Origin of the sequence: Pedobacter sp. HDW13, assembly GCF_011303555.1 — a bacterium.
Classification (GTDB): domain Bacteria; phylum Bacteroidota; class Bacteroidia; order Sphingobacteriales; family Sphingobacteriaceae; genus Pedobacter.
The window spans coordinates 1,135,453-1,158,495 of the sequence record NZ_CP049868.1; the positions used below are offsets into that span (position 1 = coordinate 1,135,453).

Consider the following 23,043-nt stretch of genomic DNA (forward strand, 5'->3'; position numbering starts at 1 on the left):
AATTAACCCCATGCCACCAATTTTTAAATGCAATATAATGAGTTATAAAACATCATGTTAATGATTATTCGTTTTTGGTGAGATGGGGCCAATGCTTTCTGGTTTTTCCAATTATTTAACTTTAAATGAAAATAAACCCGAATCGGAAGTATTTCCTCTATTGTCTTTTGTAATTACTTTCCAGTAATAAACGGTATTAATGGATACTGAAATATCTTTTAAAACGGTATCGGTTAAATCGGCTTTTAAAAGTATCGGCGAAGTACTTTTACCTAAATAAATGCTATAATTCAAAATATCATTGTCGGGATCACTTCCTTTCCATAATAAAGATAGCTTACCGTCAACGGCATTTACTGTTTCACCAAAGCTAGGAGATAAAAGGTCTGCAGGATATGGGGCATATGAGCTGATTCCTACACCTGCGTTAAAAAATTTCCAGACATCGCTTTTGGTGGTCTGGGGATTTTTATCAGATTTTGAATCAACAGACCAAGAATAAGGAGTATTTCTCTGCAATTTTACATCAAACCTCAAATTTTGGGTAAAATAGCTGTTTACCGAGCCCGATTCTAAATTCTTAACCACAAGTTCATATCCATCTGCATTTGCAGCAGCAACCCATTCGAATGTAACAACACTCTGGCTATCAGAAATAATTACACCTGAAGTACATAACTCATTCTGAGCCGGTTTAAACAACATTGTCTTAGCTGCTGCAGGTTCCTCTACTATTGGCTCTTTATCTTTTCCACAACCGATAATGACCGTTACAAAAAGTATCATGATGATTTTCTTCATCTATTTTTTAATTACTTTAGTTACTATTGTATTTTTTGCTGTTGCTACCTTTAATATATAAACGCCGGCTGCTATATTCTGAAGATTAAGTGCAATATTTTCACCTATCTGATACAGATGCTGGTATACCAGTATTCCGGCCATACTGTAGAGTTTAACATTCACAGTTGGCGAACCATCATTTGCTACGGCCACATTTAGTACATTATCGAATGGGTTGGGGAAGATTTTAACACCATCACTAATATTAAAGGTTCTATTAAGGGTACCTTGACATGCAATATCGGAACTCAATGACAAGTTATTTATTCCGGGAGATAAGGCTAAAGTCAGCTGTCCATCCGAGGTATATTTTTTACCATTTAAATCTACCTGATAGCTTTTTGCCCCGGTAGAGACTAAATCGAGAGTAAAATTTTGCAGATTCACCGTTGCAAAAAGGGCCAGATCTTTAGGTTCAGTTATAATTATATCAAAACATTGTTGATAACCCGGCTCTTCATTTATACTAATACATATACTGTAGGCCCCAGCAGTGAGGTTATTTATATTTAAAAGATCGGTAAAATTATACTGGGTGGTATTTGCACCCGCCTTAACTGTGGCAACATAATTTAATTTTTTTTCTGCCGAAATCTGAATCGATCCATTTGAATTCCCTTTACAGGTAACCGCCGTGGATGAGATCTTAAAATTGCTGGAAGGCAGCATAAAAACAGCCTCTACTTTAATGGCATTTGAAAATGCTTTAAAGGCACCTATTTTTACCAATACCTGATAATTACCCGAAACAGCAGCACTGTAACTGCTTTCGGTAGCACCTTGGATCAGATTACCATCACGGTACCATTCATATGTATATCCTACGCCGGTACTTGAAGTTAAAGTTACATTTCCGCCCCTTATAAAAGTTGTATTTCCGCTGGCTGTTAAAACCGGCGTTGGTACAAAAGTAAAGCCTTCTAAAATTGCGGTACCCCCTATAGTACCAACTGTAACATTGCCCGAGTTTCCTTCACCTATTACCGCTGTAATTTTTGTGGATGAATTTACCACATAAGATGCCGCTTTAATGTTTCCAAAGCTTACATCACTTGCCGATAAAAAGCCTCCACCGGTAATCTCGATAGTAGCCCCCGATGTTGCAATTTTTGGGGTAAAAGAAGTAATTACAGGCATTGGCGCCACAACTTTAAATTTTATGCTGTTGCTTTCCAGTTTAAGGTTACCGCATAATGGCACATTACTGAGCTGGCATAAAACCACATCGTCATTTTTCAAACCCGCATCAGTGTAAATATTCGAGTTCGTTCCAACAACATTACCATTTTTTAACCATTGATAAACCGGGGTGATATTGCCGGCATTAGCTACGGTTGCGGTGATGATAACGGCATCGCCAATCATGATATTCGAATTGGGCTTGGCACTGATAACAACTGTTGTTGATACTGAACTGGATACCGTAAGTGGATTATTGACCACTATAGCGCTATAATAATCTTCATCACCCGATTGGGATGCAGAAATTATGGTTTGCCCAGCCTTCTTTAAGTGTATTTTATTGCCATCAACAATGGTTGCCACTGTGGTATCACTACTGAGTAGGGTAACCTTCAATCCTGATGTTGCCTTTACATTCACGTCAAAATCCGTATCACAGATTGTTTTCTGACTGAGGGTAGGGAATAAGATACTCTGATATTCTTTTTTCACCTCGGCAGGGTTAAAGGCCCAAAAATCAACCTGCGGACTAAGCTTCCCGCCTCCTCCTAAATAGCCCAGGTTGTTTATCGAAGTGCCAGCGGCATTGGTACGATCGCCCCCACTGTAATCGGGCATTCTTTTCCAACGATCGGTAACTGGGTTATATTCATAAAAATCTTTTCCGATAATCTGGATGCCACGTCCGGTTCCAATGTATCCTTTACCTGCAATAGAAAATCCAGCTGCCCCTGATCTTGCCCCGCCCTTAAAATCGGCCTTTTGTGTCCATTTATCTGTTGCTGGATCATACTCCCAAAAATCGTTCTTATAGGAGGTACCATCCCAACCAGTACCCACATAACCTTTATTCCCAATCGTAAAAGCAACAGCCTCGTACCTGCTCACCCCCGGAAAATCGGCTTTCCTTGTCCAGCTTTTCTTCTCAGAATCAAATTCGTATAATTCGTTACTGAACTGAAGATTGGTCATATACCCTAAGCCAACATAAGCTTTACCACCTATACTAAAAGCAATTGCACCTTGCCTCCCCAATCCGGGAAAATCATAAGAAATGGTAAGCCTATTGGTTTGCGGCGAATAAACCCTAAAATCCATTAACCTATATGGTCGTGCATAATTCTCAAAACCGGTTCCTACGTAGGCTAATCCATTTACACCAAAGCCAACACCGTACTCACGGTTGCCGGTACTAGACAATTCAGCAAGAATCTTCCATACATTGGTTTTTGGATTGTACTCGTATAAATTCGGGCTCTGGCTGCCACCATTACTTGCATAAATCTTATCCTCCAACGTAAAGGCCACCCCACCGTTACCAATCGGCGATGTAGCTTTCGCCACCCACGCACTATCGGGAATATCATTCGGATAAATGATCAATTTCTGACTAACCGGTTCGGCAGCGAAAAAGTTTGCATTTCCAGGTTGACTTGCCTTAATGATTAATTCACCAGCCTTTTTGATCTGTACCTGACCACCAATGATGGTAGCCAACGATGGGTCATTAACGGAGTAGGTAATGGGTAGTTTAGAAGTGGAACTGGCCTGAAGTGAAAAACCCAGGTTCTTATATTGTGCTGCAGCTATTGGTCCAAAAGTAATAACCTGTGCCGATTTAATAATTGTTAGCGGTGCTGAAACAGTGCTGGCAGCTAAATAATTCTCGTTTCCGGTCTGCAAAGAGGTAATGGTTACGGTACCCGTTCCTAAAATACTGAGTTTGCCATCCACAATCTTAACGATACTGGTATCACTACTGCTGTAGTTAACCTTTAAACCGGATGAGCTTGACGATCCGGGGTCGAAATCTATATCTAAAAACTGTTTAATGGGCAATGCAGGCATTGTGATCTGCTGTGGACTTTTATTGATCACCAATTGCTGCATTACCGGAGCAGAAGTAAGGTAATTGGCGTTGGTTTGGTAAGCAATTATCCCTACTATCCCAGCCTTTTTGATGTGTATTTTGCCATTTAAAATTACCGCAATGGTTGTATCATTACTCTTATATCCGATAGTGCCCCCATTACTGATTGTTGCCGCTGGAGAAAAGTCGGCATCTCCATAAACCTTCTCAGGCAGCGCATTAAACGTAATGTACTTTGGGACATTAACGGTTTTGGGATCGAATTCCCATGTTTCTTTTGCGTTGGTAGTAACGTTAAACGAATCAGACCCACCAATTACATAAGCTTTATTATCAGCCGCCACAAACATCATATAAGTTTCCGTTATTTTTGAATTTTCCGGACGGCTAATAAAAGTATCAGAAAGTGGATCGTATTCCAATACGGTAATACATGGATAATAGGAAACCTCGGCGGTATTAGAAAAAAAATAACCTTTATTATTCAAACTTGTTCCACCCACAATAGAAGAACTTCCCCTGTAAAACTTTTGATCATTTTGGTTTTTAATGTCCAGTTTCCGATGCCATTGATCTGTAAGGGCATCATACATATAAAAGGCATCAAAGCCTGTTTTATAGTCGTAAGTACCAACATAACCATTGTTGCCGATGCTAAACGCACCTGGTACATAGCCTGTGTTTACAAAATCCGCTTTCTTTTCCCAGCTATCCGTTTCGGGCGTATAGGCCCACATATCGTTCTCGCCATAAAACTTGATGGAATTACCGCAACCGATATAACCCTTGCCATTGATTACGAAACTAAAGGCAAATTCACGTGCCACACCTTCAAGATCTTTTTTTTGTACCCAGGTGTTTTGGTCTGCATCGTACTGCCAAACATCTTTCAAATTGGTTCCCCCATAAAACCTACCGCCTCCGGCCACAACATATCCTTTGTTTTTGATGGTAAAAGCTGATGCTCCCCAACGGGCTTTACCCGGCAGATCGGCCTTTTGTGCCCAGGTATCGCTTACCGGATCATACTCCCAATTGTCTTTAAGAAGCACATCATTTTTGGTTTTGCCACCAACCATGTAAATTTTCTTTCCAATTGAAAAAACAGCAGCGTTAGACCTTACCAGGCCACCGTGCTCGGCCCTTTTAGTCCACGATTTGGTTACAGTAAAAGATTGTGTCACATCAACTGCCGGTTCATAATTTTCATTACCGGCCTGACTAGCGGTAATAAGCGTAGATCCTACCGAATTATAGTATAAATAACCATCAATAACGCTGAAATACGAACCTGCATCGAGGGTAAGTTTATACGTAATGGTAAGCTTGGATGAGCTTTTGGCCTTCAAGGCAACATGTGATGAATCTAAGGTACCCACACCAGGTGCAGGAAAATCGATTACTTGTTTCGCCTTATTGATAATCAACACCCTGGTTATGGAGGCTCCACTGTCGTCAGTAGCCTTGATATTAACCGTTCCGGCACCAACTATATGGACTTTATTATTAACAATTGTGGCAAAGGCACTATTGTCGCTACTATAGGTAATCGAACCGAAAGAACTAGAAGCTCCGGGATTAAAATCGGCATTGCCAAACGTTTTCGCGGGGATTAAGGGAAAATCGATATTCCCTTTTGCATAAACATTTTCTGCAATACTTAATAAGAAAATAAACAGTAAAAATATTTTTAAAGCTTTAACCGGTAAGGTAAACATAAGTGCATTAATTTATAGGACATTGGCTTTTTCCAATTCTTCTGAGGTAACTTTTGGAGGCATTACCCCTTCTTTAAGTTTTCTAACCACGATTTCGGCAATTTTTTTACTACTTGCTTTAGTTTTGAATCCCAAACTACCGGGTAATCCGGGAATGTTACGTTGTAATATTACTTTCTTACTATCAATATAGATTTCATAACCCCATGTATTTTGGATCGAGGGAATTATTTTATAAGAAATTGTTGAATGAGACTTTTTTTTACTCTCTTGTTGTCGGTAAGTCCATGAAAGATGGATTAATCCAGCACCAAGAATCAGCAACAACAGGGGTTTTGGGGTAAAATTGTTAAAAAGAATGGAGAGCATACCAATAATTTCAGTCTCTAAATATAGACAAAAGATTTGAGATCGGCATACCTTAAAAATATAGTTCCCATTTCTACCGTTCTTAAAATACTTTCAGCGCTCTACTACAAATTAGCATAAAAAGAATATCGATTAAGATAATGAAACAAAAAAAATCCTCTTAAAAAGCTTAATCAATGAACTATATTGATGAATATGTTTGTATTGTTCTACAGGAATATACCAAAATTCAGCTTTTCAATTAGTCTCCACCTATTAGGAATTTTAGCTATTTTCATTAAATTTTTATCTACTTCACAAGTGTTAAAGTTGCTGGTTCGACTCCTCTTACCTTCCCATAACTCGAACCTTTTTTAGAGTTTCAACCAAAAAAAATAAAATAAACCACTATATACCAACATTTTAAACACAAAAACCTACAAGACACCCTAAAAAACCAAAATCTTAGGCCTGAAAAATCTGTCAATAGGATAAAATTACAACAATCTGGTTATCAGACATGTAAACAAAAAAAGGGAATCTCATTACTGAAATTCCCTCTTTCCATAGTGCACTTGTAGGGATTCGAACCCCAAACCTTCTCATCCGTAGTGAGATGCTCTATCCAATTGAGCTACAAATGCGTTTCCGTATCGTTAACGGACTGCAAAGGTATAACTTGACATTTTAATTTCCAACTATTTTTTCAAAAAAATCTCAAATTTTTCTTTACAAATTATGCTTTACACACTTAAAACATCATTAATTGCCTTAAAATCAGGCAGCTCATGTGCATCTTCCAAAACTTCTGCATATGCAATTTTTCCTTCTTCATCCACAACAAAAGCTGCTCTTTTTGAAACACCTTTCAAATTGAACACAAATTCATTGTAAAAAGCACCATAAGTTGCCGATACTTCTTTATTAAAATCAGACAGCAACGGAAACTGGTAACTTTGCACTTCTTTAAACTTCGCCAAAGAAAATGGTGAATCAACAGAAATACCGATTACCTGTGCATTTATTCCTTCATAGTAGCTAAAGTTATCTCTCATGGTGCATAGCTGCTCGGTGCATGTTCCGGTAAAAGCCATTGGAAAAAAATGGATAATTACTTTTTTACCTTTAAACGCAGTTAAAGAAATTTCTGCTAATTCAGAACTATATAATTTAAAATCCGGGGCGATATCGCCAATTTGTAATGACATACTTTTATTTTATGGTTATTTGTTTACTATTTAAAATTGATAATTGTTAACATAAGCTACAAAGCTGTTCGTCTCAACCCCTACTAATCAATACTTACTACTTAATTCTTACTTGATACTTACTTCTTGATACTTACTTCTTGATACTCCCCCTCATTACCCTCTGCCTCGATCCATCTGCTCTTTTAAAACCGAAAGGCCTTCTTCAAAACTATGCGGGTTATATCCTAAATCATTTATCGCCTTATCCAGTACAAAACCTGTTCGCACCGGGCGTTTAGCTGCTTGATTTAAACTTGCTGAACTAATTTCCTGAAGAAAAGATTTATCGAGCGACCAATAATCGGCAACTTTTCGCACTAAATCTGCAATACTCATGTAATCTTTACCCGAAATATGATAAATCCCCTGCGCACTTTTCTCCACGGCTAAAATACAGGCTTCGGCTAAATCTTCAGCAAGGGTTGGCATGCGCCACTGATCATTCACCACATTAATCGGCGATGCCTTTTCTAACGCTCCCTTTGCCCAGAGCACAATATTACTTCTACTCATGTCGCTGCTAATACCATAAACCAAAATCGTCCTGATAATAGCCCAATGCGCTTTCGAGTATTTCAGTAAATCTTCGGCTAATACTTTCGATTCTCCATAATAACTTACCGGGTTTACGGCATCCTCTTCTTTATAGGGTCCGTGGGCACCATCAAATACAAAATCAGTACTTAGATGAACAAGTTGGATATTTTTTTCTTCACATATAGATAACAAGGCTTGAACAGCATCTACATTAAGTTGGTGGCAAAGTTCCTTATTGGCCTCGCAGGTATCAACATTAGTCATAGCTGCCGTATGAATAATCGCATCTGGCTTATATTTTTCGATAACCTGCCTAACCTGCTCCGGATTGAGAATATCCATTTCGGCATATTCGTATCCATCTATAATAGGATAACGGTTTATTCCTTTCGAACTTGCTATCAATTTTACCCTGCCTTCAGCAAGAATTTTTTCGGTTATTTTCTGCCCTAAAAGGCCATTACTACCCGTTGTTAAAATGGTTTTCATCCTTACTATTTATGCCTCGAAATTATCTATAAAAATACTGTTAAAAAATTTTATAATATATATTTAAAATTCAGCAAGAATAACTTAACTTTGCCAACCGAATTGGAGCCCTTACAAACAGCTTTAATTCATTGACTGTAATAAATTTACTCACAACAGATATGCCTAACTTAGGAAAAATAGCACAAATTATCGGCCCAGTGGTTGACGTTAGCTTTGCTGATGATGCCCATCTACCTAAAATTTTTGATGCGTTAGAGATAACGAAAGAAAATGGACAAAAAATTGTTTTAGAAGTTCAACAGCACTTAGGTGAAGACCGTGTACGTGCAATCTCAATGGACTCTACTGACGGTTTAGTTCGCGGTATGAAAGTAGTTGATACTGGCGCTGCGATTAAAATGCCAGTTGGCGACCAAATTAAAGGTCGTTTATTTAATGTAGTTGGTGAAGCGATTGACGGTATCAACGCAGTTGATAAAACCGATGGTCGTCCTATCCACGCAACTCCTCCTAAGTTCGAAGATTTATCTACCGAAACTGAAGTACTTTTTACAGGTATTAAAGTAATCGATTTATTAGAGCCTTATGCAAAAGGTGGTAAAATTGGTTTGTTCGGTGGTGCTGGTGTAGGTAAAACGGTATTAATCATGGAATTGGTAAACAACATCGCTAAAGCTTATGCTGGCTTGTCAGTATTCGCAGGTGTTGGTGAGCGTACCCGTGAAGGTAACGATTTACTTCGTGAGTTTATCGAGTCAGGTGTAATTAACTATGGTGATGATTTCTTACACTCAATGGAAAAAGGTGGCTGGGATCTAAACGCAGTTGATACTGAAAAATTAAAAGAGTCAAAAGCAACATTGGTTTTCGGTCAAATGAACGAGCCTCCTGGTGCACGTGCACGTGTTGCCTTATCAGGATTAACCGTTGCTGAATATTTCCGTGATGGTGATGGCGAAGGCGCTGGAAAGGATATCCTTTTCTTCGTTGATAACATCTTCCGTTTTACTCAGGCAGGTTCTGAGGTATCGGCCCTTCTAGGTCGTATGCCATCTGCTGTAGGTTACCAACCAACATTGGCAACTGAGATGGGTTTAATGCAGGAGCGTATTACTTCAACCAAACGCGGTTCAATTACATCAGTACAAGCGGTATATGTACCTGCAGATGATTTAACTGACCCTGCACCGGCAACAACTTTTGCCCACTTAGATGCAACTACAGTACTTTCACGTAAAATTGCCGAGTTAGGTATTTACCCAGCGGTAGATCCATTGGATTCTACTTCACGTATCCTTTCTCCAGCTGTTTTAGGCGATGAGCACTACAATACTGCACAACGCGTTAAAGAAACTTTACAACGTTATAAAGAATTACAAGATATCATCGCAATCTTAGGTATGGATGAATTATCTGAAGAAGATAAATTAGTAGTGTCAAGAGCGCGTCGTGTTCAACGTTTCTTATCTCAACCTTTCCACGTAGCAGAGCAATTTACAGGCTTAAAAGGTGTATTGGTTGACATTAAAGATACCATCAAAGGTTTCAACATGATTATGGATGGTGAAGTTGATGAATATCCTGAAGCTGCATTTAACCTTGTAGGTAGCATTGAAGATGCAATCGAAAAAGGTAAAAAATTATTAGCAGAAGCGAACTAAGACAAGAGACATCAGATGTGAGAGGTGGGAAGAGATACAAATCTCGAATCTCAAATCTCATATCTCAAATCTAAAAACATGAATTTAGAAATATTAACTCCCGATAAAAAAGTTTACGAAGGTGAAGTAACAGCAGTTACAGTTCCGGGTACTTTAGGTTCTTTCCAGATTTTAAAAGACCACGCCCCTATCATCTCAACTTTGGAAGATGGAGAAGTTATTATAAAAGCAAACAAAGCAGATGAGCAACGCTTTTTTATTAAAGGTGGTGTAGTTGAAGCCATTCACAATAAAATTGTTGTTTTGGCAGAGGGTATTGCTTAAAACAAATTATAATGCAATTCCTGATTTCAGGATAAGCTTTAATAAGAAAAGCCTTTTCGATAAATTTCGGAAAGGCTTTTTTCGTTTCAAATCATTGTTACCTGCTTTAATTTTAAAATACCAGCAACCTAAGCGCTGATTTTATCGTATCTTCTACTACTTAAGATACACGAATATGCCCCTGGTTAAAAGAATCCTGTTTTTTTTCTTATTCCTCTTTATGATAGATAAGGCTGGAGCTAAAGAATTCAGTTCTATAGCGGCCTATCTAAAAATATTCCCCGAAACTTTACCCAACGGAAAAGATGGCAACTGGCTTAAATCCGATCGCATAAAAAATACATCGGCATGGAACAACGCCAATAAAGTTAACATTCAGCTCAATAATGGTTTTAAAGAATACGCTGATATAGCCGAACGTTCTGCCTTCTATACCTGGTTTCAGCACCAAACAGATTCGCTGGGTTTTGAAACCAAATGGAGCTATGCGGCAGCCATTACCACCAAAAAACTCGAGAAACTTTTAACCTCACCTGCAAAGCTCACCGGAATCAGCAATTCTGAAATATGTACTTTTGTAACCGAAGGCAGTCGGATTATATTCGACGATATCTGGCATGACCTAAGATTGCTCTACATATCAAAACCGATGAGTGGGAAAGTAGCCGAAACATGGGATGCGGATTTATTATTGAAAGAACAAAACCTAATCGAACCTTACTACCAAAAGTTAAGCTTACCGACCATAAAAAAACTGGAAAAACTACTGCGCAAAGAAAATTTCTTTTCGCGCTTAATGCCAGGTTATGAGTTTGAAGGCCATTTGTTAAACCTCCGCGACAGATGGTACTATGGTATGAAAATGATGCACTATCAAAACCCGAAATTTCCTTAACAACCATATTGATTTTAATCCATTTTTCGCCCACAATTTTTCAAGTTTTAATAGCCTTTTACTCATTTTAGGCAGAAAATAAGAAAATTTATAATGCAAGCATAATAAATATACCGTATACCGTTTTGATATTTGGTCTACAGCTGTCGGCATTAAATCACTAATTCCACACCGATTAAGAATATTGTTTTGATTTTAAATAAAATATACAAATAATATTCCGATTTAACTTTTTTCTGATTTCTCTTGCATATTAATGAACCAAAAACTAAATTGGTTTTATAAACAATAAGATAATAATGACTACCCAAAACAACACAATTACTACGAATACTTTGGCAGCTAGTGCTGGCAATATCGTGTTGTTTTCTGTCGTTTTACTTAACCTCCTACTCCTAAACCTTTTAGGTAATAAGCGGGCGCAGTTTAAATAGCAGTTAAAAAACTAATATATCTAAAGCGTCCCGGTACAAACGGGACGCTTTTTTTAAATAACAAAACAGAGAGTATTATGAAATACTACAATTCTAATACGATTATCTACCTTGATGGAGCTTTTGAAAAAGCTGTAAACAGCAGCACTGATTTATACGGTCAGTCGCTACATTACGGTTATGCTGCTTTTGAGGGCATTCGCTCTTATAAAACGCATAATGGTAGCCGCATTTTCAAAGCTGCTGCGCATTTTGATCGCTTAGAGCGCTCTTGCCAATTGGCCAATATTCCTTTCCCATGGGATAAACAAGAATTAATTGATGCTACTTATAAATTACTTCAGTTAAACAAACTGAAAGATGCCTATATCCGTCCGCTGGTTTTTTGTCACCCAAACATGAAACTGAACTCACCAAGCGGTGTTTCGATCATGATTTGTGCATGGGAATGGGATGCTTATTCGGGTAACAAGTTATTAAAACTAACCGTTTCCGACTACGAAAGGCCAAACCCAAAATCAAGCCCAATAGAAGCAAAATTAAGCGGCAATTATGTTAACTCGATTTTAGCCACTACTGCAGCAAACATTAAAGGTTATGATGAAGCTTTGCTCCTTGATATGAATGGTTTTGTTGCAGAAGCATCGGGTGCAAATATTTTCCTCGAAAAAGACGGTAAACTATATACTCCATCTTTAGGCAATATTTTACCCGGCATTACCCGTGCAACTGTTAAAGAACTTTGCACCGTTTTAGATATCGAATGTATAGAAAAGAAGCTTACTGTTGAAGATTTAAAAACCGCCGATAGTGCCTTTTTGTGTGGAACAGCAACAGAAATTGCAGGTATTGCCTCTATTGATGATATTGTTTACCGCCCTTTATGGCGCGAATCTATCGGTTACACTATACAGCGTGCCTATAAAAACCTGGTATTGGAAAAAGTGAATTACGAAGTGATTATATAGCGGTTGATAGTCAAATAGCCTACAGCTATAGATTAGTACCAAACAATAAAATTTAAATAATAAAAATATCCAAAAAGCGGATGACTGAAGAAATCAATCAACATTTTCCAAAAGCTTACCAGCAAATTAATGATGCAACAATCGCATCAGAATTTGCTATGGCATCTGATGTGTTGACTTGTTCTTTACTCAGAACGCTTGCAGCAACTAAACCAGCAGGAAAATTTCTGGAGTTAGGAACCGGAACAGGTTTATCTACTTCCTGGATATTAGATGGCTTAGATCAGGATAGCAGACTTATTTCTATAGATAACGACGCTAAATTTTTAGCTATTGCAGAGCAGTTTATTGGCGAGGATCACCGCTTAACGCTGGTTGATACCGATGGTGCAGATTGGATTAATAAAAATAAAAACGAAAAGTTCGATTACATATTTGCCGACACCTGGCATGGAAAATACTTGCTTTTAGACGAAGCAATTGCCATGCTCAATAAAGGTGGACTTTATATCATCGATGATATGTTACCTCAACCTAACTGGCCTGAAGGACATCAGGAAAAAGCAGCAAAGTTGATACAAGATTTAGAATCTCGCGATGATTTAAACCTAACTAAACAGGTTTGGGCTACAGGGATCGTAATCGGAGTAAAAAAATAGAGAAATAAACAAAATAGTTCTTTGCATTTTTTAATAAGTTAGTATGTTTGTGATTCGTAGAAAACATGAATTTAAACACAAACATTATTAGCAACATTATTATTGTCATTTCTCAACAGAGAGGTGGATATCGTTGCGTATAATAAAAATATACAAATCGAAACCGCCTCCGAAACGAGGCGGTTTTTTTTTGCCTCAAAATATTACAACTAACAGAACCAGAATATACATTTTAAACAATGAGCGAATTAAACAAGTACAGTAAAACATTTACACAAGACCCAACACAACCGGCGGCGCAAGCCATGCTTTACGGAATCGGTTTAACCGATGCTGATATGGCTAAAGCACAGGTCGGTATTGCAAGTATGGGTTACGATGGTAACACCTGCAACATGCACCTGAACGACCTTGCAAAAGACGTCAAAGCAGGGGTCTGGAAAAATGATTTAGTGGGCTTGGTTTTTAATACCATTGGTGTAAGCGATGGCATGAGTAACGGAACTGATGGTATGCGTTACTCTTTAGTTAGCCGTGATGTAATTGCTGATAGTATCGAAACCATATGTGGTGGACAATACTACGACGGTGTAATTGCCATTCCGGGATGTGATAAAAATATGCCTGGCGCCATTATGGCCATGGCACGTTTAGATCGCCCTTCAATTATGGTTTATGGTGGTACAATTGCCCCAGGCCATTATAAAGGTGAAGAATTAAACATTGTTTCAGCTTTCGAGGCTTTAGGTCAAAAAATTTGCGGCAATCTTTCTGATGAAGATTATCAGGGTATCATAAAGCACACTTGTCCGGGTGCGGGTGCCTGCGGTGGTATGTATACAGCAAATACCATGGCATCGGCAATCGAAGCTCTGGGTATGAGTTTACCTTACTCCTCTTCAAACCCTGCAATAAGCGAAGAAAAGAAACAGGAATGTTTAGATGCCGGTAAGTATATCAAAATATTGCTTGAAAAAGATATCAAACCATCTGATATCATGACGAGAAAAGCATTTGAAAATGCCATCCGTTCGATTATCATTTTAGGTGGCAGTACCAATGCCGTTTTACACTTTATCGCTATGGGTAAAGCCATTGGCATAGAAATTACGCAAGATGATTTCCAGAAAATGAGTGATGTAACACCGGTACTTGCGGATTTTAAACCTAGTGGTAAATATTTGATGCAGGATTTACACCAATATGGAGGTATTCCTGCAGTATTAAAATATTTATTGAACGAAGGTTTATTACATGGCGATTGCTTAACCGTAACCGGAAAAACCGTAGCTGAGAATTTGGCTGATGTAAAATCGATTATGGATTATGATCAAAAAATCATTCAAAAATTAAGCGAACCGATTAAAGCCACTGGTCACTTACAGATTCTCTACGGCAACCTGGCCGAAAAAGGTTCTGTTGCTAAAATCAGTGGTAAAGAAGGCGAAAAGTTTGAAGGTCCTGCACGTGTTTTTGATGGTGAACATGATCTAATTGCCGGTATTTCGAGCGGTCGCGTTCAACCTGGCGATGTAATCGTAATTAAAAACTCAGGTCCGGTTGGTGCCCCGGGTATGCCCGAAATGTTAAAACCAACTTCAGCCATTATTGGTGCTGGTTTGGGTAAATCGGTAGCTTTAATTACCGATGGTCGTTTCTCTGGTGGTACCCACGGTTTTGTGGTTGGTCACATCACACCAGAATCATACAAAGGTGGTTTAATTGGCCTTGTAGAAGATGAAGACAGAATCTTAATCGATGCAGTTAACAATATTATTAGCCTACAGGTTAGCGATGAAGTGATTGCAGAACGCAGAAAGAAATATGTACAACCAGCATTGAAAGTTAACAAAGGTGTATTGTATAAATATGCTAAAACAGTTTCAGATGCATCAGAAGGATGTGTAACTGACGAATAATAAAATAGCCCAAAAAACGGGGAAGTAAAATTTAACTCATCACAAACTTTGATGACAAATTCCGCTCAAAAAATGCCTTACACTTTCACAGCGCAAGGTATAGTGGAAGGAGAGAGAAAGAATTGGGTTTAAACTGAAAGAATAATAGAACCGCAAAAACATAATTATGGAAACTGCACAAGATACAATACAACAAACCGGGGCAAAAGCAGAAACCTCAAAAACTTTTAAAGGTACGGGCTCGCAGGTTTTGTTGAATGGCTTAATTGAAGAGGGTGTAACCACCATTTTCGGTTATCCGGGTGGGGCAATCATGCCTATTTATGATGCCCTTTACGATTATGCCGATAAATTAGAACATATATTAGTTCGCCACGAGCAAGGTGGCATACATGCTGCTCAGGGTTTTGCACGCGCAAGCGGCGAAGTAGGTGTAGTATTTGCAACCAGCGGCCCTGGTGCAACCAACCTGGTAACCGGTTTAGCCGATGCACAGATCGATAGTACACCTTTAGTTTGTATCACTGGACAAGTTTTCGCACATTTATTAGGTACCGATGCTTTCCAGGAAACCGATGTAATCAACATTACTACTCCAGTTACCAAATGGAACTATCAGGTTACCGATGCAAAAGAAATTCAGGAGGTATTGGCCAAAGCTTTTTATATTGCTAAAAGTGGCAGACCGGGTCCGGTTTTAATCGATATTACCAAAAATGCGCAATTGCAAATTGAGGAGTTCCCTGAATATGTAAAATGCAATCACATCCGTTCTTACCGTCCGAAACCAAAGGTTAGGGTTGAGTTTATAGAACAGGCAGCGGCTTTAATCGACTCTGCCAAGAAACCATTTGTATTGTTTGGCCAGGGAGTTATTTTAGGTAAGGCCGAAGAAGAATTTAAAGCCTTTATCGAAAAGTCTGGTATTCCTGCTGCATGGACCATTATGGGCGAGGGCGCTATTCCAACCTCACACCCTTTAAACGTAGGTATGTTGGGTATGCACGGAAATTACGGTCCAAACGTATTAACAAACGAAGCAGATGTAATTATTGCCATCGGTATGCGTTTTGATGACCGTGTAACCGGCCGTTTAGATAAATATGCCAAACAGGCAAAAGTAGTTCACCTGGATATCGATCCTGCCGAAATTGACAAAAACGTTAAAGCTGAAGTTGGCGTTTGGGGCGATTGTAAAGAAACCCTACCCCTGTTAACCAATTTAGTTAACGAAAGTAAACACGAAGAATGGGTTGCCAAATTTAGGGAATATAACCAACAGGAAATTGATCAGGTAATTACACCTGAGCTATACCCTACAGGTGATGAAATGACCATGGGCGAAGTATTGCGCAACATTAACGAAATATGTGGTGGTGATGCAGTTATTGTTACCGACGTTGGTCAGCACCAAATGGTAGCTTGCCGCTACGCTAAATTTAACAATACACGCAGCAACATTACTTCGGGTGGTTTGGGTACCATGGGTTTTGGCTTACCGGCAGCAATTGGTGCTAAATATGGTGCCCCTGATAAAACGGTAATTGCCATTATTGGTGATGGTGGTTTTCAAATGACACCACAGGAATTAGGTACCATTATGCAGTTTGGTGCAGCGGTTAAAATTCTGATCCTGAACAACCGTTTCCTAGGCATGGTTCGCCAGTGGCAACAGCTATTCCACGATAAACGTTACTCTTTTGTAAACATTACCAGTCCTGATTTTGTGGCCTTAGCTAAATCTTACTACATCGAGGCAGCTAAAGTTGACGAACGTGCAAACCTGAGAGCAGCACTGGAAACCATGATTAACCACGAAGGTTCTTACCTGCTTGAAGTTATGGTTGGCAGAGAAAATAATGTTTTCCCGATGGTTCCACAAGGAATGAGCGTAAGCGAAATCAGGTTGAAATAAGGTAGACAGCTTAAAAACTAAAGTTAGCGTAATCGTCATCTCGACTGAAGCGCAGCGAAACCGAGAGATCTTTTTTAACAAAAGATTTCTCCATAAGGTCGAAATGACGAAAAGTTAAAAAGAAATTATCATGAGCACTGAAAACACAATTGAACATAAAATAGATAAGGCCGATTTAGAAGGTAAGCAGGAATATACCATTACGGTTTATGCCGAAAACCGCATCGGTTTATTAAACAGGATTGCGATTATTTTCTCGAAAAGAAAAATCAACATCGAAAGCCTTAATACCTCTCCTTCTGAAATTGATGGTATCCATCGTTTCAACATCGTGATTCACGAAAGTTACGAAGTGGTGCGGAAACTGGCCCGTCAGATTGAGAAACAGATCGAAGTATTGAAAGTTTATTTTAATACCAACGACGAGATTATCTGGCAGGAACTAGCACTTTACAAAGTTTCGACAGATGAAATTGCAGAAAGAGTAACAGTTGAGCGTTTATTAAGGCAATATGGTGCCAGCGCAGTTGTGATTCGTAAAGATTATACTGTTTTCGCAGTTACAGGTCACCGCGAAGAAACCGATGCCCTAGTAAAAGCTTTAGAACCTTACGAATTAATTGAGTTTGTTCGTTCAGCCAGGGTAGCTATTATTAAAGATAGTGCTGGTTTCCACGAAAAACTAAAAGAATTTGAAGCCTTTGAACCAGGTGAAGAATTAGTAGAAAACGAGTTTTTAGATAAAGGACAGAAGATTTTTACAATGTAAAAAAGTGGAACATGAAATGCAATAAAGCCATACCAGTACTAAGAATATTCGATTACAATAAAGCCATCGAGTTTTACGTAAACTGGTTAGGCTTTACAATAGACTGGGAACACACTTTTGAAGAAAACACTCCGGTTTATATGCAGATTTCGCTCAATGGCATCGAATTACATTTAAGCGAGCATCATGGAGACTGTTCTCCAGGCGCAAGTGTATTTGTAGATTGTACCGGGCTGAAAGAATTTCATAAAACTTTAATTGATAAAAAATATAAATACAACCGTCCGGGCCTGGAAAAAACATTTTATGGCACATGGGCAGTAACAGTAAACGATCCGTTTTATAACAAAATAACGTTTAACCAAACTTTAACCGAAGCAGAAAAGCAATAACAGCATGGATCAAGTATTCGAATTTATTATAAACACAAGAACGGCATTTATTAAGTTAATCGATAGCTTAACTATCGAGCAATTGAATAAAATCCCTGATGGTTATAACAACAACATCATTTGGAACTTTGGCCACATTGTAGTGAGTACACAAACACTTAGTTATTTTCGTACTGGTATCTGGCCCAACCCAGCTGCAGTAAAGTTTAACGAATACTACAAAAAAGATACTAAACCAACTTATACCGTTACCGAAGCAGAAGTTGCAGAATTAAGAGCGATTGCTTTAGCAAGTATTGAAAGCATAAAAGCAGATTACGCCAAAGGAACATTTACCAATATCACCCCTTTTGTAACGGCAACCTATGGTGTACAGTTAAACAGTATTGAAGAAGTATTGATTACCACCATTGGTCACGATAATGTGCATTATGGCTACGCTTCTGCTTTGAAGAAAAAAGTTTAAAAAGTAAGAATCGGTGAAATCACCTAATCAGTGTAATCAAGCCGAAGGAAAGAAAATATAAACCTGATAATTAAATAGAAATTAACCAATAAAAACAATGGCAAATTATTTTAACACATTACCGCTTAGAGAAAAATTAAACCAATTAGGTGTTTGCGACTTTATGGACAGTGCTGAATTTTTAGATGGCGTTAGCGCACTAAAAGGTAAAAAACTGGTAATAGTAGGTTGCGGAGCACAAGGCTTAAACCAGGGTTTAAATTTAAGAGATAGTGGTTTAGATGTTAGTTATACATTGCGTAAAGAAGCGATTGAAGGTAAAAGAGATTCGTGGAAAAATGCTACTGAAAACAATTTCAAAGTTGGCACTTACGAAGAATTGATCCCAACTGCTGACGTGGTAATTAACCTTACTCCTGATAAACAACATACAGCAGTAGTAAATGCAATTATGCCTTTAATGAAAGAAGGTGCAACTTTATTATACTCACACGGTTTCAACATCGTTGAAGAAGGTATGCAAATCCGTAAGGACTTAACCGTAATTATGGTGGCACCTAAATGTCCGGGCAGTGAAGTTAGAGCAGAGTATGTAAGGGGGTTTGGTGTACCTACCCTAATTGCAGTTCACCCTGAAAATGATCCTCAAGGCAAAGGTTTGGCTCAGGCTAAAGCTTATTGCGTAGGTACTGGTGGTCACAGAGCTGGTGTATTAAAATCATCTTTCGTAGCCGAGGTAAAATCTGATTTAATGGGTGAGCAAACAATCCTTTGTGGTTTATTGCAAACAGGTTCTATCCTGTCATTCGATAAAATGGTAGAAAAAGGAATCGATGCGGGTTATGCTTCTAAATTGGTTCAATATGGTGTAGAAGTAATTACCGAAGCCTTAAAACAAGGTGGTATTACAGCCATGATGGATAGGTTAAGCAACGTAGCTAAAATTAAGGCTTTCGAAATCTCTGAGGAGTTGAAAGACATTATGCGTCCATTGTTCCAAAAACACCAGGATGATATTATGAGTGGCGAATTTAGCCGTATCATGATGGAAGACTGGGCAAACGGCGATAAAAACTTATTGGGCTGGAGAGCCGAAACAGGCGAAACTGCATTCGAAAAAACACCAGCAGGCGATGTTAAAATCGGTGAGCAGGAATATTTCGACAACTACCTTTTAATGGTTGCCTTTGTACGTGCAGGTGTTGAATTGGCTTTCGAAACCATGGTACAGGCTGGTATTAAACCAGAATCGGCTTACTATGAGTCGTTACACGAAACACCACTTATTGCCAACACCATTGCACGTAAAAAATTATTCGAAATGAACCGTGTAATTTCTGATACTGCAGAATATGGTTGCTATTTATTCGATCAGGCATGTAAACCGCTTTTAGGCGATTTCATGAAAAAAGTAGATACCGATTTAGTAGGTAAAAACTTTAACGAAGGTAAAGACGGTGCTGTAGATAACAGACAATTAATTGATGTTAACGAAGCCATCCGTTCTCACCAGGTTGAGCAGATTGGTGCTACTTTACGTAAAGCCATGACCGCCATGAAAGCAATTAAAACAGCATAGTAAACTTACAAACCTCGCAGGTTTTTGAAACCTGTGAGGTTTAAATAATTATATAAAAAATGTCAAAAACATTAGTAGAAAAAATTTGGGATGCTCACGTTGTAAAAAGTGAAGAAGGATTTCCTGATATTTTATACATTGATACACACTTAATACACGAGGTAACTTCTCCGCAGGCATTTGATGGCTTGCGCAAAAGAGGATTGCCTGTTTTGCGTCCGAAACAAACTGTAGCCACCGCCGATCATAACGTACCAACGTTAAATCAGTTGTTGCCGATAAAAGAAGAACTTTCGCGCTATCAGGTAGACATGCTTACCAAAAACTGTGCAGAATTTGGAGTAGAACTATATGGTTTAGGTCACCCTTTTCAAGGGATTGTTCACGTTATCGGTCCCGAACTAGGCATTACCTTACCTGGCAAAACCATGGTTTGCGGCGATAGCCATACCTCTACACATGGTGCTTTCGGTGCCATTGCGTTTGGCATTGGTACTTCGCAGGTGGAGCAGGTTTTTGCTACGCAATGTTTATTGCAATCGAAACCTAAAACCATGAAAATTGAGGTTAATGGCGAGCTTGCAAAAGGTGTTGGTGCAAAAGACATTATCTTATACATTATAGCCAAAATCTCTGCAGCTGGTGGTACAGGTTATTTTATTGAATATGCAGGTTCGGCAATTGAAGCTTTAAGCATGGAAGCCCGCATGACGATCTGTAACATGAGTATCGAAATGGGTGCACGTGGTGGTTTAATTGCTCCTGATCAAATTACTTTCGACTACATTAAAGGACGCGAGTTTGCTCCTGCAGGCGAAGAATGGGATAAAGCTTTAGCTTACTGGAAAACATTATACAGTGATGCAGATGCGAAATTTGATAGTGTTTTAACTTTCGATGCTGCAGATATTGCCCCGATGATTACGTATGGTACCAATCCGGGAATGGGAATGGGTATTCAGGAACATATTCCTGCAACCGCAGCGCAACCAGAAACTGAAAAAGTATCATACAAAAAAGCCTTAGATTATATGGGTTTTGACGATGATTCAGCTCTAATTGGTAAACCAATCGATTATGTTTTCATCGGAAGTTGTACCAATTCACGTATCGAAGATTTGCGCGAAGTAGCCAATTTTGTAAAAGACAAACACAAAGCAGATAACGTTACCGTTTGGATTGTTCCGGGTTCGAAACAAGTAGAACAGCAAGCTAAAAACGAAGGTTTGGATAAAATTTTCGAAGCTGCAGGTTTCCAGTTACGCGAGCCAGGTTGTAGCGCCTGCTTAGGGATGAACGAAGATAAAATTCCTGCTGGTAAATATTGTGTGTCTACATCGAACAGAAACTTTGAAGGCAGACAGGGACAAAATGCCCGTACTTTATTGGCAAGTCCTTTAACTGCTGCAGCTGCTGCTGTTACCGGAAAAATTACTGACGTAAGAGAGCTGCTCGAAAAGGCAGAAGGTTAAAAGGTAGAAGGTTTAGGACTAAAACCCATAGTCAAAATTGTCATTGCTAAGCACGAAGCAATCTTAATGCAGTAGCAATGGCGAAAAAATTAAATTATGATTTTAGAAGTTGCCATATTAAATGTAAAGCCAGGTTTATCGGCCGATTTTGAAAAAGCCTTTAACCTGGCCGAAAAAATAATCAGTGCAATGAAAGGCTATATTTCGCACCAACTTAAAAAATGTGTTGAAGTAGCCGATAAATACATCCTGCTGGTGAACTGGGAAACGCTCGAAGACCATACAGCAGGTTTTAGAGGCTCGGCAGCTTATCAGGATTGGAAAAAGTTATTGCATCATTTTTATGATCCTTTTCCAACAGTTGAGCATTATTTAGAGATAGAAGGCTGAAGGTTAAAAAGGTAGAAGGTTAAGTCCACGACTATAAAACTCAAACCGTTTATATATGTCTATGGGGTTAAAATTAAAAAAGTCTTAGGTATCTAAGGTGGTAAAATAAAAGAAGTAGTTATGCCAGAAATAGTTTGGGATGCAACATTATACGATAAGCAGCATCACTTCGTATCAGATTACGGAGCAGATGTTTTGCAATGGCTGGCGCCGAAAGCCGACGAACATATTTTAGATGTAGGTTGTGGCACAGGTCAGCTGGCGGCACAAATTGCAGCAAGTGGAGCACTGGTTCTGGGAACCGATGCGTCTGCCGATATGGTAGCCAATGCAAAAGCAGCGTATCCCAACCTGAGCTTCGAAGTGGTAGATGGAGCAAGCCTTCCCTATCAGGAAAACTTCGATGCAGTTTTTAGCAACGCTACTTTCCACTGGATTGAAAACCAGCAAGCCTTAACCGACGGCTTATTTAAAAGTTTAAAACCTGGCGGAAGGCTGGTAGCCGAATTTGGAGGTAAAGGAAATGTGAAAAGCATTACCGATGCCATCGCTGCTGCCGCCAGTCAGCTGGGGTTTACGGATCAGGTGGTAACCGATTTCTGGTACTTTCCATCCGTTAGTACCTATGCGAGCCTGCTCGAATCGAAAGGTTTCGAAGTAGAACAAGTTTGGTTGTTCGATAGGCCAACAAAACTAATCGGCGAAGCAGGCATGTACATTTGGATTAACCAGTTTGCCCAACATGCATTTAAAAATTTAGACGAAGCGCAGGCCGAAGCAATCAAAAACCTGGCAGTTGAAATCCTGAAACCCGATTACTTTATTAACGGAGAATGGATAGCCGACTACAGGAGAATAAGAGTTAAAGCCCTCAAAAGGTAGAAGGTGATAATGCATAAAGCTTAACATCCAAATAAAAAATAAAACAATGGATGATGACCGGCAATCGGTGTAATCATT

19 protein-coding genes and 1 tRNA gene are annotated in these 23,043 nt (G+C 38.9%); 14 read left to right on the plus strand and 6 right to left on the minus strand.

Annotation, left to right across the window (positions count from 1 at the left end):
• Nucleotides 1-111 precede the first annotated feature (111 nt).
• From G7074_RS04640 to G7074_RS04665, 6 genes are all read right to left on the minus strand, one after another.
• Complete coding sequence (locus G7074_RS04640) at nucleotides 112-801, minus strand: hypothetical protein (RefSeq protein ID WP_166207177.1); 690 nt, start codon at nucleotides 799-801, stop codon at nucleotides 112-114.
• Entirely contained in the window at nucleotides 802-5,613 is a 4,812-nt protein-coding gene (locus G7074_RS04645; protein ID WP_166207180.1) for a kelch repeat-containing protein, read from the minus strand.
• Nucleotides 5,614-5,625: 12 nt separating this feature from the next.
• Nucleotides 5,626-5,982 carry a DUF4907 domain-containing protein gene (locus G7074_RS04650; protein WP_166207183.1) on the minus strand — a complete coding sequence of 119 codons (357 nt, stop codon included), beginning with the start codon at nucleotides 5,980-5,982 and terminating at the stop codon, nucleotides 5,626-5,628.
• Between the two features lie 549 nt (nucleotides 5,983-6,531).
• Nucleotides 6,532-6,605, minus strand: a tRNA-Arg gene (locus tag G7074_RS04655).
• Between the two features lie 99 nt (nucleotides 6,606-6,704).
• Nucleotides 6,705-7,169, minus strand: coding sequence for a redoxin domain-containing protein (locus G7074_RS04660; protein ID WP_124557929.1), 465 nt, complete (start codon nucleotides 7,167-7,169; stop codon nucleotides 6,705-6,707).
• Nucleotides 7,170-7,325: 156 nt separating this feature from the next.
• The gene (locus G7074_RS04665; protein ID WP_124557928.1) at nucleotides 7,326-8,237 is read right to left on the minus strand and encodes an SDR family oxidoreductase; all 912 of its coding nucleotides are present in this window, start codon (nucleotides 8,235-8,237) and stop codon (nucleotides 7,326-7,328) included.
• Between the two features lie 161 nt (nucleotides 8,238-8,398).
• Between G7074_RS04665 and atpD the strand changes: the two genes are divergently transcribed.
• The 14 genes from atpD (at nucleotide 8,399) to G7074_RS04735 (ending at nucleotide 22,965) form a co-directional block, all read left to right on the plus strand.
• Nucleotides 8,399-9,901 carry a F0F1 ATP synthase subunit beta gene (gene atpD / locus G7074_RS04670; RefSeq protein ID WP_124557927.1) on the plus strand — a complete coding sequence of 501 codons (1,503 nt, stop codon included), beginning with the start codon at nucleotides 8,399-8,401 and terminating at the stop codon, nucleotides 9,899-9,901.
• 78 nt (nucleotides 9,902-9,979) lie between these two features.
• A complete protein-coding gene (gene atpC, locus G7074_RS04675; protein ID WP_124557926.1) occupies nucleotides 9,980-10,225 on the plus strand; it encodes an ATP synthase F1 subunit epsilon in 246 nt (81 codons plus the stop codon).
• Between the two features lie 220 nt (nucleotides 10,226-10,445).
• Nucleotides 10,446-11,120, plus strand: coding sequence for a hypothetical protein (locus tag G7074_RS04680; RefSeq protein WP_124557925.1), 675 nt, complete (start codon nucleotides 10,446-10,448; stop codon nucleotides 11,118-11,120).
• A 511-nt stretch (nucleotides 11,121-11,631) separates the two neighbouring features.
• The gene (gene ilvE, locus G7074_RS04685) at nucleotides 11,632-12,522 is read left to right on the plus strand and encodes a branched-chain-amino-acid transaminase (protein ID WP_124557924.1); all 891 of its coding nucleotides are present in this window, start codon (nucleotides 11,632-11,634) and stop codon (nucleotides 12,520-12,522) included.
• Nucleotides 12,523-12,602: 80 nt separating this feature from the next.
• The gene (locus tag G7074_RS04690; protein WP_124557923.1) at nucleotides 12,603-13,181 is read left to right on the plus strand and encodes an O-methyltransferase; all 579 of its coding nucleotides are present in this window, start codon (nucleotides 12,603-12,605) and stop codon (nucleotides 13,179-13,181) included.
• Between the two features lie 239 nt (nucleotides 13,182-13,420).
• Nucleotides 13,421-15,100 carry a dihydroxy-acid dehydratase gene (gene ilvD / locus G7074_RS04695; RefSeq protein WP_124557922.1) on the plus strand — a complete coding sequence of 560 codons (1,680 nt, stop codon included), beginning with the start codon at nucleotides 13,421-13,423 and terminating at the stop codon, nucleotides 15,098-15,100.
• A gap of 166 nt (nucleotides 15,101-15,266) precedes the next feature.
• Nucleotides 15,267-17,015 (plus strand): biosynthetic-type acetolactate synthase large subunit, encoded by a 1,749-nt coding sequence (ilvB, locus tag G7074_RS04700; protein ID WP_124557921.1) that lies wholly within the window; start codon nucleotides 15,267-15,269, stop codon nucleotides 17,013-17,015.
• Nucleotides 17,016-17,145: 130 nt separating this feature from the next.
• Complete coding sequence (ilvN, locus tag G7074_RS04705) at nucleotides 17,146-17,784, plus strand: acetolactate synthase small subunit (RefSeq protein WP_052266424.1); 639 nt, start codon at nucleotides 17,146-17,148, stop codon at nucleotides 17,782-17,784.
• Nucleotides 17,785-17,795: 11 nt separating this feature from the next.
• Nucleotides 17,796-18,176, plus strand: coding sequence for a glyoxalase superfamily protein (locus G7074_RS04710; RefSeq protein ID WP_124557920.1), 381 nt, complete (start codon nucleotides 17,796-17,798; stop codon nucleotides 18,174-18,176).
• 4 nt (nucleotides 18,177-18,180) lie between these two features.
• A complete protein-coding gene (locus G7074_RS04715; protein WP_124557919.1) occupies nucleotides 18,181-18,642 on the plus strand; it encodes a DinB family protein in 462 nt (153 codons plus the stop codon).
• Nucleotides 18,643-18,739: 97 nt separating this feature from the next.
• Complete coding sequence (gene ilvC / locus G7074_RS04720; RefSeq protein WP_124557918.1) at nucleotides 18,740-20,221, plus strand: ketol-acid reductoisomerase; 1,482 nt, start codon at nucleotides 18,740-18,742, stop codon at nucleotides 20,219-20,221.
• 59 nt (nucleotides 20,222-20,280) lie between these two features.
• Complete coding sequence (leuC, locus tag G7074_RS04725) at nucleotides 20,281-21,693, plus strand: 3-isopropylmalate dehydratase large subunit (protein WP_124557917.1); 1,413 nt, start codon at nucleotides 20,281-20,283, stop codon at nucleotides 21,691-21,693.
• 96 nt (nucleotides 21,694-21,789) lie between these two features.
• A complete protein-coding gene (locus G7074_RS04730) occupies nucleotides 21,790-22,083 on the plus strand; it encodes an antibiotic biosynthesis monooxygenase (RefSeq protein ID WP_124557916.1) in 294 nt (97 codons plus the stop codon).
• A 120-nt stretch (nucleotides 22,084-22,203) separates the two neighbouring features.
• Nucleotides 22,204-22,965, plus strand: a complete 762-nt coding sequence (locus G7074_RS04735; protein ID WP_124557915.1) for a class I SAM-dependent methyltransferase — start codon at nucleotides 22,204-22,206, stop codon at nucleotides 22,963-22,965.
• Nucleotides 22,966-23,043 lie beyond the last annotated feature (78 nt).

Excerpts from the sequence above, each read along its gene's own strand:
- G7074_RS04640 (WP_166207177.1), bottom strand. The coding sequence starts at position 801 with ATGAAGAAAATCATCATGATACTTTTTGTAACGGTCATTATCGGTTGT.
- G7074_RS04645 (WP_166207180.1), bottom strand. The coding sequence starts at position 5,613 with ATGTTTACCTTACCGGTTAAAGCTTTAAAAATATTTTTACTGTTTATT.
- G7074_RS04650 (WP_166207183.1), bottom strand. The coding sequence starts at position 5,982 with ATGCTCTCCATTCTTTTTAACAATTTTACCCCAAAACCCCTGTTGTTG.
- G7074_RS04660 (WP_124557929.1), bottom strand. The coding sequence starts at position 7,169 with ATGTCATTACAAATTGGCGATATCGCCCCGGATTTTAAATTATATAGT.
- G7074_RS04665 (WP_124557928.1), bottom strand. The coding sequence starts at position 8,237 with ATGAAAACCATTTTAACAACGGGTAGTAATGGCCTTTTAGGGCAGAAA.
- atpD (WP_124557927.1), top strand. The coding sequence starts at position 8,399 with ATGCCTAACTTAGGAAAAATAGCACAAATTATCGGCCCAGTGGTTGAC.
- atpC (WP_124557926.1), top strand. The coding sequence starts at position 9,980 with ATGAATTTAGAAATATTAACTCCCGATAAAAAAGTTTACGAAGGTGAA.
- G7074_RS04680 (WP_124557925.1), top strand. The coding sequence starts at position 10,446 with ATGATAGATAAGGCTGGAGCTAAAGAATTCAGTTCTATAGCGGCCTAT.
- ilvE (WP_124557924.1), top strand. The coding sequence starts at position 11,632 with ATGAAATACTACAATTCTAATACGATTATCTACCTTGATGGAGCTTTT.
- G7074_RS04690 (WP_124557923.1), top strand. The coding sequence starts at position 12,603 with ATGACTGAAGAAATCAATCAACATTTTCCAAAAGCTTACCAGCAAATT.
- ilvD (WP_124557922.1), top strand. The coding sequence starts at position 13,421 with ATGAGCGAATTAAACAAGTACAGTAAAACATTTACACAAGACCCAACA.
- ilvB (WP_124557921.1), top strand. The coding sequence starts at position 15,267 with ATGGAAACTGCACAAGATACAATACAACAAACCGGGGCAAAAGCAGAA.
- ilvN (WP_052266424.1), top strand. The coding sequence starts at position 17,146 with ATGAGCACTGAAAACACAATTGAACATAAAATAGATAAGGCCGATTTA.
- G7074_RS04710 (WP_124557920.1), top strand. The coding sequence starts at position 17,796 with ATGAAATGCAATAAAGCCATACCAGTACTAAGAATATTCGATTACAAT.
- G7074_RS04715 (WP_124557919.1), top strand. The coding sequence starts at position 18,181 with ATGGATCAAGTATTCGAATTTATTATAAACACAAGAACGGCATTTATT.
- ilvC (WP_124557918.1), top strand. The coding sequence starts at position 18,740 with ATGGCAAATTATTTTAACACATTACCGCTTAGAGAAAAATTAAACCAA.
- leuC (WP_124557917.1), top strand. The coding sequence starts at position 20,281 with ATGTCAAAAACATTAGTAGAAAAAATTTGGGATGCTCACGTTGTAAAA.
- G7074_RS04730 (WP_124557916.1), top strand. The coding sequence starts at position 21,790 with ATGATTTTAGAAGTTGCCATATTAAATGTAAAGCCAGGTTTATCGGCC.
- G7074_RS04735 (WP_124557915.1), top strand. The coding sequence starts at position 22,204 with ATGCCAGAAATAGTTTGGGATGCAACATTATACGATAAGCAGCATCAC.